This is a genomic window from Comamonas granuli NBRC 101663, from assembly GCF_000739995.1.
In the GTDB taxonomy this organism is placed as follows: Bacteria; Pseudomonadota; Gammaproteobacteria; order Burkholderiales; family Burkholderiaceae_C; genus Simplicispira; species Simplicispira granuli.
The window spans coordinates 362,759-372,770 of record NZ_BBJX01000001.1 but is presented as its reverse complement, the minus strand read 5'-3'; the positions used below and the strand labels follow the sequence as shown (position 1 = coordinate 372,770).

Genomic DNA, 10,012 nt, shown 5'->3' with positions numbered 1-10,012 from the left:
CCGATGCGGCCAAGGAGATCCGCGGCCTGATCGACGGCAGCATGGCCAAGGTGGAGCAGGGCGCGCGCCTGGTGGGCGATGCCGGCGCCACCATGACCGACATCGTGACCGAGGCGCAGCGCGTGGCCGGGCTGATCGCCGAGATCAGCACCGCCACGGCCGAACAGACCGAAGGCATCGCCCAGGTGGGCGACGCCGTGGCCCACCTGGACCGCGCCACACAGCAGAACGCCGCCATGGTCGAGCAAAGCGCCGCCGCCGCGCAGACCCTTAAGCAGCAGGCGGCAGAGCTGGCCGAGGCGGTGAGCGTGTTCCGCCTGGCGCTCGATGCGCCGGCGGGCAGCGAGGCCTGGGCTGCCCCGGCGCGTGGGCCTGCACTGCCGCAGCGCGCCGCCGCGCCGCTGGCGCCGCGCCTGCGTGCGGCTGCCGGTTGACTATCAAAAGAAGAGCTGTTTGCGCTTGCTGGATATGCCCTGGAGCCCATTTTCATATGTGAAACGCTGGGCTGTGGCTGCGGGAGCTGCCGTGGCCCTGGCGGCGGCTGCGGGCCATCCGGCGCTGGCACGCGACGGCAGCGCGCCGCCCCCCTGGCTGCACCAGGCCCTGCCCGGCGCCGCGCTGGCGGGCGAGGGGCAATTGCGCTTTTTCGGTCTGCGCATCTACGACGCACGGCTGTGGGTCACGCCCGGTTTTGACGCCAGCCGCTTTGGCGCCCACGCGCTGGCGCTGGAGCTCACCTACCACCGGGCCTTCAGCGGCGCGGCCATCGCCCAGCGCTCCGTGGAGGAAATGCAGCGCCAGGCCCCCTTGGAGCCGGCCCAGGCCGAGCGCTGGCAGCAGCGTCTGGCGGCCTTGCTGCCGGATGTGCAGCCCGGCGATCGGCTCATCGGCCTGTACCAGCCGGGCCAGGGCATGCACCTGTGGCGTGGCAGCCAGGCGCTGGGCACGATCGACGATGCCGCATTGGCGCGCCTGTTCTTCGGCATCTGGCTCTCGCCGCGCACCTCCGAACCCGGTTTGCGCAGCGCCTTGCTGGCACGCAGCCCGGGCGGAGCCGCACCATGAGCACCGTGCTGCCGCCGCCGGCCGCCCCGCTGCCGCGCTGGTGGTCGGGCCCGGCCTACGGCCTGCTGGGCCTGCCGCTGGCCTTTGTGGCCCTGCCGCTGTACGTGGTGCTGCCGCACCACTACGCCACGGTGCTGGGTCTGCCGCTGGCCCGCGTGGGCGCCCTGCTGATGCTGGTGCGCCTGCTGGACGCCGCGGCCGAGCCGCTGCTCGGGCGCCTGAGCGACCGCCTGTACCAGGGGCCGCTGCGCGCGGTGCTGGGGGTGGCCGGCGGCTCGGCCCTGGTGCAGGTGCTGGGGCTGGCAGGGCTGTTCTTCCCGCGGGTGCAGGAGCCGCAGGCGCTGGCCGTGTGGATGGTGGCGGGCCTGCTGCTGACCTGCCTGGCGCACAGCCAACTGGTCATTGCCCACCAGGCCTGGGGCGTGCGCCTGGGTGGCGACGCGCTGCAGCGCAGCCGCGTAGTGGCCTGGCGCGAGGGGCCGGGGCTGATCGGCGTGGTCACGGCCAGCGCCCTGTCGGTGGCCTGGGGCGCCGGGCCCATGCTGGCGGTGTTTGCGCTCGCCCTGCTGGCCGGCTGGCTGGCCCTGTGGTGGGCGCCGCGCCCCGCGCCATCGGCATCGGCCCCGGCGCGGCCCGCCGCGCTGCCCTGGGCCGCCGTCTGGCAGCCGCTGGTGCAACCCGGCTTTCGCCGCCTGCTGGCGGTGTTCCTGTGCAACGGCATTGCCAGCGCCATTCCCGCGGCCTTGATGCTGTTCTTCGCCCAGGACCGGCTGCAGGCCACGCAGGCGCAGATCGCGCTGTTCCTGGTGCTGTATTTCGTCTGCGGCGCGCTGTCCATGCCGCTGTGGCTGCGCGCCGTGCGCCGCTGGGGGCTGGAGCGCGCCTGGCTGGGCGGCATGCTGCTGGCCGTGGCCTGCTTTGGCTGGACGGCGGGGCTGGGCAGCGGCCAGGCGGCCGCGTTTGCCGTGATCTGCGCGCTGTCGGGCATGGCGCTCGGTGCGGATCTCGCCCTGCCCGGGGCGCTGCTGGCCCGGCTGGTCGAGCGCCACGGCGCCCAGGGGCGCAGCGAAGGCGCCTACCTGGGCTGGTGGAACCTGGCCACCAAGCTGAACCTGGCCCTGGCCGCGGGCGCCGCGCTGCCGCTGCTGCAGTGGGGCGGCTATGTGCCCGGCACCCAGGACGCCCAGGCCCTGCAGCGCCTGGCCTGGGCCTACGCGCTGCTGCCCTGCGCGCTCAAGCTGCTGGCGGCCACGCTGCTGCACCGGCTGCTGATCCGCCCACCAACCCCTACTCTAGGAGCGACCCCATGAACACCCGCCGCCATGCCCTGCTGGCCCTGCTGGCAGGCTCTGCCGTCCTCGCGGGCTGTGCCAGCCCGCAGGTGACCGACTATGCCCAGCAGCGCCCGCTGCTGGAGCTGGACCGCTATTTCAACGGCCGCATCCTGGCCCACGGCATCTTCCAGCAGCGCGGCGGCGAGGTGGTGCGCCGCTTCACCGTGGTCATGGACTGCCGCTGGGAGGGCAACCAGGGCGTGCTGGACGAGGCCTTCACCTACGCGGACGGCAGCACCCAGCGCCGCGTCTGGCGCCTGACCAAGCACGCGGACGGCCGCTACACCGGCCGCGCCGACGATGTGGTGGGCGAGGCCCAGGGCCAGACTTCCGGCAACGCCTTCCGCTGGAACTACACGCTGCGCCTGCCGGTGGACGGCAGCGAGTACGAGGTGCAGTTCGACGACTGGATGTTCCTGGTCGACGAGCGGGTGATGCTCAACCGCGCGACCATGAGCAAGTTTGGCGTCACGCTGGGCGAGGTGCTGCTGTCCTTCACCAAGGAGTGAGCCCGTGCCCCTGAACCCGCCCCTGAGCGACTGGCGCGGCAAGCGCGTGTGGCTGGTCGGCGCCTCCAGCGGCATCGGCCGGGCGCTGGCCGGGCAGTTGCACGCCCGGGGCGCGCAGGTGATCGTGTCGGCGCGCCAGCAGGCGCTGCTGCAGGCCTTCGCCCAGACCCACCCGGGCAGCCAGGCCCTGGCGCTGGACGTGACCGACGCCCAGGCCGTGCAGCAGGCGGCTGCGCACCTGCAGGCCCAGGCGCCGCTGGACCTGGTGTGCTACTGCGCCGGCCACTACGCCCCCATGCGCGCCGACACACTGGACCTGCCCGAGCTGCTGCGCCACCAGCAGGTCAACCTGACCGGGGCGCTGCACGTGCTCGCCGCCGTGGTGCCGGGCCTGCTGGCGTCGGCCCAGGCCGGGCGCATGCCCCACCTGAGCCTGGTGGCCAGTGTGGCCGGCTGGCGCGGCCTGCCCCAGGGCCTGGCCTATGGCCCCACCAAGGCGGCGCTGATCAACCTGGCCGAGACCCTGTTCCTGGACCTGCGCCCGCAGGGCGTGGGCGTGAGCGTGGTGAACCCGGGCTTCGTGGACACGCCGCTGACGCGCCAGAACGACTTCGCCATGCCCGCGCTGCTCACCCCCGAGCAGGCGGCCCAGGCCATGCTGCGCGGCTGGGCGCGCGGCGACTTCGAGCTGCATTTCCCGCGCCGCTTCACGCTCTGGCTCAAGCTGCTGCGCGTGCTGCCCTACCGCTGGTACTTTCCCCTGGTGCACCGCATGACGGGGCTGTGACGCATGACCGACCTTCTCGACACCCCGGCTGCCGCCGCCCGGCTGGTGCAGCTCTACGAGCAGCTCACGCCCGCGCATCTGGCGCGGCTGGGCGACTACTATGCCCCCGACGCGCGCTTCAAGGACCCCTTCAACGAGGTGCGCGGCGTGCCCGCCATCCGCCAGATCTTTGCCCACATGTTCGACAACCTGGAGCAGCCCCGCTTCGTGGTGACGCAGCAGCTCGTGCAGGGCGACCAGGCCTTTCTGGCCTGGGAGTTCCACTTCCGCATGAAGCGCTGGCGCGCGCAGGTGCCGCAGTGCATCCATGGCGCCACCCTGGTGCATTTCGATGCCCAGGGCCGTGTGGCGCTGCACCGCGACTACTGGGACGCGGCCGAGGAACTGTACGCGAAACTGCCGGTTCTGGGGGCTCTGATGCGCTGGCTGCGCAAAGCCGGCGCAGCGCCTACCATGCCATCCCATGCTGACCGTTCACCACCTTGAGACCTCGCGCTCCCAGCGCATCCTGTGGCTGCTCGAAGAGCTGGGCCTGCCCTACGACCTGCGCCGTTACCGGCGCGACCCGGCCACGCGGCTGGCGCCGGCGGCGCTCAAGAAGGTGCACCCGCTGGGCAAGTCGCCGGTGATCACCGACGGGGACCTGGTGATCGCCGAGTCGGGCGCCATCATCGAGTACCTGGCCGAGTGCTACGGCGCCCAGGCCCCGGCGGAGCTGGCCCACCTGGAGCCCGCGCGCGGCACGGCCGCGCACCGCCAGTGCCGCTTCTGGATGCACTACGCCGAGGGCTCGCTGATGAACTGGCTGGTGATGCAACTGGTGTTCGACACCATCCCGCGCCAGCCCATGCCGTTCTTCGTGCGCCCCATCGCCCGCACCCTGTGCGCCACGGTGCAGCGCAAGCTCATCGCCCCCAACGTGCAGACCGCCCTGGCCTTCATGGAGGCGCACCTGGCCCAGCACCGCTGGTTTGCGGGCGAGCACCTGAGCATGGCCGACTTCCAGATGAGCTTTGCCGTCGAGGCCGTGCTCACGCGCGGCGCCGATGCGGCCGCCTGGCCCCACCTGGCCGCCTACCGCCAGCGCATGCAGGCGCGGCCTGCCTACCAGCGCGCGCTGGACAAGGGCGGGCCGGTGGTGATGCCGGCCTGACGACCTCAGGCACCTGCCCAGGGCAGGTCCTGCCACTGGCCCTGCGCGTAGCGCTGCAGCCGGCCGTCCTCGGCCCAGCGCCACAGGTGCAGCCAGCCGTTGTCCACCAACTGGCGCACCACCGCGTGCGCGCCCAGCACGCGCTCGATGGCGGCGGCCGGCGCGTCGATGGCCACCGTCAGCCGCAGCGGCTCGTGCACCCAGCGCGTGCCGTCGTGCAGCGACTGGCGCGACAGCCCGATGCGCAGGTCGCCGCCATTGCCCTCGAACACGCCGATGTGCCCGCCCACCACGTTGTGCAGCAGCTTGTTGCCGCTGCCCAGGCGCTCGGGGTCGCAGGTGCTGGCGTGGTACTGCCAGTTGATCCAGTGCGTGACCAGCATGGGCGCGGTCATCAGTTGCTCCAGCAGGGTGCCTGCGGGGTCCTGGCGTGCGTCGTAGTCGTGCAGGAAGCTGCGCCCCTGCAGGTCCACCCCCTGGCTGCGCCAGCGCGGCGCGATGAGGAAGGCGGCGTTGCCCGCCAGGCCCCATTCGGGGCGGTTTTGCGCGCCATCGTTGGCGCGGCGGCGCAACTGCGCCAGCAGGCGCTCCGGCGCCTGCTGCGGGTCCAGGCCCAGGCGCGGGGCGCGCTCGCGCCGCACCTGGGCGCCCGCCTGCTGCAGCGCGGGCAGCAGCGCCTGCCAGCGCGCGCGTGCGGCGCCGGGCAGGAGGTCCAGGTCGAAGCCCTCGATCTCGTCGGTGGTGGTGTTGTGCAGGGCGCCGACGAACCAGGTGTCGGCCGGGATGGCGATGCCCTGCCGCGCCAGCGCGGTGCGCACGGCGTCCTCGTTGAGCAGCCGCGCCAGGGCGCGCGCATTGGCCTCGCCCGTCTGGCCGCAGCAGGCGCCGCAGTCCAGGGCGGCGGCCTGGGCGTTGTTGCGCGTCTGGCTGCCATGGCCCACGAACAGCACCAGCGGCGCCAGGCCCTGTGCCAGTCCCATGGCCTGGAGCACGCGGGCGGCCAGTGCCACCTTGTCCTCCAGCGCCAGCCCGTGCAGCCCGGGGCGGCACAGGGGGCGCAGGCGGGCGGGCAGGCCGGCGTGGTCGTCGCTGGCGCGCGGCGCGGCCGAGGGGCGCAGCCACTGCCCCAACGCGCCCAGGTAGCCCAGGCCCGCGGCCTCCACGAAAGAGAACGCCGCCCCCGGCCAGCGGCTGGCGCCCAGCCACTGCTGCGCCAGGGCCAGGCGGTCGTGCCGAGCCTGGCGCGCGGCATCCTGCCCGGCCGGGTCCGGCGCGCCGGTGGCGGGGATGATCTGTTCCGTCGGCTCCAGCGCGGGCGCCAGCAGACCGGGCAGTTGGGGGCGCCGGGCCGCCGTGCCCAGCGGCGTGTAGGCCACGGGCAGGCCGAAGAAGCCGGCAAAGCCCAGGGTCTGGAGGTCGGGGTGGGCGCTCTCCAGGGCGCGGCGCAGGGGTTCGCTGCGCACGTCGATGCAAAAGGCCGCCTGCACCTGGGGCGCGGGCTGTGCGCCGGCCGGCGGCCGGGCGCCGGCCAGGCGCGCGGCCAGCTCCCGCTGGTAGCCGGCCTCCAGCGCGGCCTGCCAGATCTCGTCGGCGCGCAGTTCGTCCTCGCACTGCGCGAGCAGGGCCGGGGCCTGGCGCCAGGCCTGCTGCAGCGTGGCGAAGGCCTGGCGCGTGGCGGCATCGTCCTGGCCGTCCAGCAAGAGCGCGCCCCAGGCCAGGCGGATGGCCAGCAGCTCGCGCAGGTGTTCGTCGGCGCGGCCTTCCAGGCCGGCCTGCCAGCGCAGGTAGGCGCACCACGAGGCCCAGCCGTTCACCGTGAGCAGCACGGCCTCCAGGTAGTCGGCCCAGACGGCGGGGGGCAGTTGCAGGCGCTCGAGCACCCAGCGCTCGGCGTCCTGGCGCGTGGCGGGCAGGGCGCCCAGGGCCCGGCCCAGGCCGGGCAGGCCCATCAGCGTGCCGATGCCGTGGTCGTGGCGCAGGGTGTCGCGCCAGAAGGCGTACAGGCCCTGGCGGCGCTCGGGCTGCCAGTCGGCCTGCCAGGTGTCGAAGTAGGCCGCGCAGGTCTGGCTGACCTGGTGCGTGATGGCCTGCCGCCAAGGCAGGCGGGTGTGGCGCTGCGGGTCCTGGTCCAGCAGGTCGATGAGCAGCGGCAGTTGCGGCGTCTGCAGTTCCGTCTCCAGGATGTGCTGCAGGCGCTCCGGCGTCCAGGGCTCGGCCAGCGCGGACGGCAGTTGCGCCCGCGCATGGGCCAGGTCGGCGGCCCGGATGCGGCCTTGCTGCCAGGCCCGGCGCAGCAGGCTGCGCGGCGCCAACACCTGGATGCGGCCCAGCACGGCCATGCGCGCGGCCACGCGGCGCAGCGGCAGGTGGGCGCGCTCCCAGTGCGGGTTCACGGCGATGGCGCGGTCCAGCGGCCAGGCAGGCGCAATGGCCTGGCAGGCCTGCGCGCAGGCGGCCTCCACGCGGGCCTGCCAGGCGGCGGTGGGCCCGGCGTGCGCAGGCGCCGCGGCAGGGGCTTCGGGGCAAGGAGCTTCGGGGAACGGGGCGAGGGTGGGCATGGTGCAGGGCTCCGGGGTTTAGTGGGGGCGGGCCGCAGCCCAGGTGCGCACCGGCAAGGGCGCGGCAGCGGCGGGCGTCAGTGCCCGGTGGGCGGGCCACAGCAGCAGGGCCAGCCGGGTGTAGTACTCGTCGACATAAAAGCCGGCATAGCTCCAGCGCCGCCAGCCGGCCAGGGCGTGCGGGCGCCATTGCAGCCAGGCCTGGCTCGCATAGAGCCCGGCCAGGCCCAGCAGGGCCAGCAGGCCGGGCGCGCTGGCGGGGGCGTCGCGCAGGCCCAGCGGCAGGGTGTGGGCCAGCAGGGCGGCGGCGCCCAGGCCGGCGGTCATGGCCAGCCCGGCGGCGGCCGGGCGCAGCAGCGCGGCGCTCGTGTCCGTGCGTGCCAGCCACAGCAGCGGTGCCCAGGCCAGGGCCAGCAGCGCGGTCCACCACCAGGGCCAGGGCGCGCTGCCCAGGGCGGCCTGCAGCAGCGCCAGCATGGCCGCCGCGCCCAGCGGGGCGAGCAGCAGGCTGGCGGGGTGGGCGGCCGCGCCCGCATGCAGGGCCTGCAGGCGCGTGGCGCGCACGGCGCTGGAGGCCGACAGGAAGTGGTGCGCCTTGTACAGCGAGTGCCCGAGCAGGTGCAGGGCGGCCAGGGTGTACAGCCCCAGGCCGCACTCCATGACCATGAAGCCCATCTGCGCCACGGTGGACCAGGCCAGCCGCACCTTGATGGTGATGCGCGTGAGCATGATCAGCCCGGCCAGCACGGCCGTGGCCAGGCCCAGGGTCACCAGCAGCCAGCGTGCGGCGGGGGCGTGTTCGAGCAGCGTGGCAAAGCGGATCAGCACGAAGCCGCCCAGGTTGACCACGCCGGCATGCAGCAGGGCGGAGACGGGGGTGGGCGCCTCCATGACCTGGATCAGCCAGCCGTGCACCGGCAGCAGGGCCGTGCGCAGCACCACGGCCAGCGCCAGGCACAGGGCGCTGGCCTGCAGGGCGGCGCCAGCGCCCTGGGCGGCCACGTGGGCGGCCAGATCGCTCAAGGAGCCGCTGCCCGTCGCGGACCAGGCCAGGCCGGCCGCGGCGAGCAGCAGGGCGTCGGCCAGGCGGTCGGCCAGATGCTTCTTGTGCGCCGCCAGGCGGGCGAAGGGGCGCTCGGGGTAGAAGCACAGCAGGTGCTGCAGCGCCACGCCCACCAGGGCCCAGGCGGGGATCAGCACCAGCCAGTGGTCGGCCAGCAGCAGGGCGTGCACGGCGGCCAGCACGCCCGCCAGGGCGGCGGCGTAGCGCTGCTGGCCGGCCTCGCCGTCGAGGTAGCGCGCCGAAAAAGCGCCGATCACGGTGCCCAGCAGTTGCACCAGCGTGGCCAGCACGCCGCCCAGCGGCGTCAGCGCCAGCCAGGCCGATGCGGGCAGCGCGGGCTGCGCGCCGGGCCAGGCGCCCGGCAGGCTGGCCAGCAGGGCCAGCGCGCACAGCGGCATGAAGAGGCGCCAGGGCTGGCGGCCCGTCCCGGGCAGGCAAAGAAGCAGGAGCGCCGCCGCCATCAGGGCGGCGGGGGCCAGGGGGAGGAGGGGGAGGGAAGACATGGGCGTTCGGTGTGGAGGTCAGCGGACGCCATGTTGCAGTGCCCAATACGTTCTGTAAAATACATTGATAAGAACAAATCAATTCATAAAATAGAACAGTGCAGCTTGAGCAACTCAACTTCCATCACCTGTTCTACTTCTGGCGTGTCGCGCGCCTGGGCCATCTGACGCGCGCCGCGCAGGAGCTGCACACCTCGCAGTCCTCGCTGTCGGCGCAGATCCGGCAACTGGAGGAGCGCCTGGGCGAGGCGCTGTTCGTGCGCGAGGGCCGGCGCCTGGTGCTGACGGAAACCGGCCATCTGGTGCAGGCCTATGCCGAGAACATCTTCGGCCTGGGCCAGGAAATGCTTGGGCGGCTGCAGGGGCGCAGCGAGGGCGTGGTGCGCCTGCGCATCGGCAGCGTGGCCACCATGTCGCGCAATTACCAGGAAAACCTGTTCCGGCCCCTGCTGGGCGATGCCGCGGTGGCCCTGACGCTGGAGTCCGGTCCGCTGGAGCATTTGCTCGAACGCCTGGCCGAGCACCAGCTGGACCTGGTGCTGGCCAACGAGGCCGTGGCCGCCGACCCCCGGCGCCCGCTGCACAGCCGCTTCCTGGGCAGCCAGCCGATTTCCCTGATCGGCCCGGCGCGGCGCTGGGGCGGGCAGCGCCTGCGCGTGCCGCAGGACCTGGGCGGCCTGGACATCGCCCTGCCGGGGCCGCGCCATGCCGTGCGCTCGCAGTTCGACGCCCTGTGCATGGCCGCGCAGGTGCAGCCCCTGGTGCGCGCCGAGGTGGACGACATGGCCATGCTGCGCCTGATCGCGCGCGACAGTGGCTGGCTGGCCGTGCTGCCCGAGGTGGTGGTGCAGGACGAACTGCGCAGCGGCCTGCTGTGCACCGTGGGGCAATGCCCGCAGTTGCATGAGCATTTCTACGCCATCACCACGCCGCACCGCCACCGCATCGAGCGGCTGGAAGCCCTGCTGCAGGCGGCCCCGGCCCTGGCGCTGGCGGAGCAGGGCGGCGCGGGCGCGGCGGCGCCCGGTGCCTTACGATAA

The 10,012-nt window shown here is 73.8% G+C and carries 10 protein-coding genes; 8 read left to right on the top strand and 2 right to left on the bottom strand.

Going from position 1 to position 10,012, the window contains the following annotated elements; genetic code table 11:
* From CGR01S_RS01725 to CGR01S_RS01695, 7 genes are all read left to right on the top strand, one after another.
* On the top strand, positions 1-434 hold a 434-nt coding region (locus CGR01S_RS01725), incomplete at its 5' end, for a methyl-accepting chemotaxis protein (protein ID WP_042421729.1).
* 34 nt (positions 435-468) lie between these two features.
* Positions 469-1,065 (top strand): chalcone isomerase family protein, encoded by a 597-nt coding sequence (locus CGR01S_RS01720; protein ID WP_042421797.1) that lies wholly within the window; start codon positions 469-471, stop codon positions 1,063-1,065.
* Complete coding sequence (locus CGR01S_RS01715) at positions 1,062-2,375, top strand: MFS transporter (RefSeq protein WP_042421726.1); 1,314 nt, start codon at positions 1,062-1,064, stop codon at positions 2,373-2,375. Before CGR01S_RS01720 ends, CGR01S_RS01715 begins: the two co-directional genes overlap by 4 nt.
* Positions 2,372-2,908, top strand: a complete 537-nt coding sequence (locus CGR01S_RS01710; protein ID WP_042421723.1) for a DUF3833 domain-containing protein — start codon at positions 2,372-2,374, stop codon at positions 2,906-2,908. The genes CGR01S_RS01715 and CGR01S_RS01710 overlap by 4 nt, the downstream gene beginning before the upstream one ends.
* A 4-nt stretch (positions 2,909-2,912) precedes the next feature.
* Complete coding sequence (locus CGR01S_RS01705; RefSeq protein ID WP_042421718.1) at positions 2,913-3,695, top strand: SDR family NAD(P)-dependent oxidoreductase; 783 nt, start codon at positions 2,913-2,915, stop codon at positions 3,693-3,695.
* A gap of 3 nt (positions 3,696-3,698) precedes the next feature.
* Positions 3,699-4,181, top strand: a complete 483-nt coding sequence (locus CGR01S_RS01700) for a nuclear transport factor 2 family protein (RefSeq protein ID WP_042421716.1) — start codon at positions 3,699-3,701, stop codon at positions 4,179-4,181.
* Positions 4,159-4,848 (top strand): glutathione S-transferase family protein, encoded by a 690-nt coding sequence (locus CGR01S_RS01695; protein WP_042421714.1) that lies wholly within the window; start codon positions 4,159-4,161, stop codon positions 4,846-4,848. Before CGR01S_RS01700 ends, CGR01S_RS01695 begins: the two co-directional genes overlap by 23 nt.
* A gap of 5 nt (positions 4,849-4,853) precedes the next feature.
* On the opposite strand, the gene CGR01S_RS01690 is transcribed toward CGR01S_RS01695, so the two are convergent.
* Positions 4,854-7,406, bottom strand: coding sequence for a YbcC family protein (locus CGR01S_RS01690; RefSeq protein ID WP_084690512.1), 2,553 nt, complete (start codon positions 7,404-7,406; stop codon positions 4,854-4,856).
* 18 nt (positions 7,407-7,424) lie between these two features.
* Positions 7,425-8,972: an NADH-quinone oxidoreductase subunit L gene (locus tag CGR01S_RS01685; RefSeq protein WP_042421709.1), complete on the bottom strand. Its 1,548-nt coding sequence runs from the start codon at positions 8,970-8,972 to the stop codon at positions 7,425-7,427.
* Between the two features lie 98 nt (positions 8,973-9,070).
* On the opposite strand from CGR01S_RS01685, the gene CGR01S_RS01680 reads away from it, so the two are divergent.
* On the top strand, positions 9,071-10,012 hold the full coding sequence (locus CGR01S_RS01680) for a LysR family transcriptional regulator (protein WP_042421707.1): 942 nt from the start codon (positions 9,071-9,073) through the stop codon (positions 10,010-10,012).

What these genes read in the sequence shown, in the direction of transcription:
- CGR01S_RS01685 (WP_042421709.1), bottom strand. Translation starts at nt 8,972, where the DNA reads ATGTCTTCCCTCCCCCTCCTCCCCCTGGCCCCCGCCGCCCTGATGGCG.
- CGR01S_RS01710 (WP_042421723.1), top strand. Translation starts at nt 2,372, where the DNA reads ATGAACACCCGCCGCCATGCCCTGCTGGCCCTGCTGGCAGGCTCTGCC.
- CGR01S_RS01700 (WP_042421716.1), top strand. Translation starts at nt 3,699, where the DNA reads ATGACCGACCTTCTCGACACCCCGGCTGCCGCCGCCCGGCTGGTGCAG.
- CGR01S_RS01720 (WP_042421797.1), top strand. Translation starts at nt 469, where the DNA reads ATGCCCTGGAGCCCATTTTCATATGTGAAACGCTGGGCTGTGGCTGCG.
- CGR01S_RS01715 (WP_042421726.1), top strand. Translation starts at nt 1,062, where the DNA reads ATGAGCACCGTGCTGCCGCCGCCGGCCGCCCCGCTGCCGCGCTGGTGG.
- CGR01S_RS01690 (WP_084690512.1), bottom strand. Translation starts at nt 7,406, where the DNA reads ATGCCCACCCTCGCCCCGTTCCCCGAAGCTCCTTGCCCCGAAGCCCCT.
- CGR01S_RS01695 (WP_042421714.1), top strand. Translation starts at nt 4,159, where the DNA reads ATGCTGACCGTTCACCACCTTGAGACCTCGCGCTCCCAGCGCATCCTG.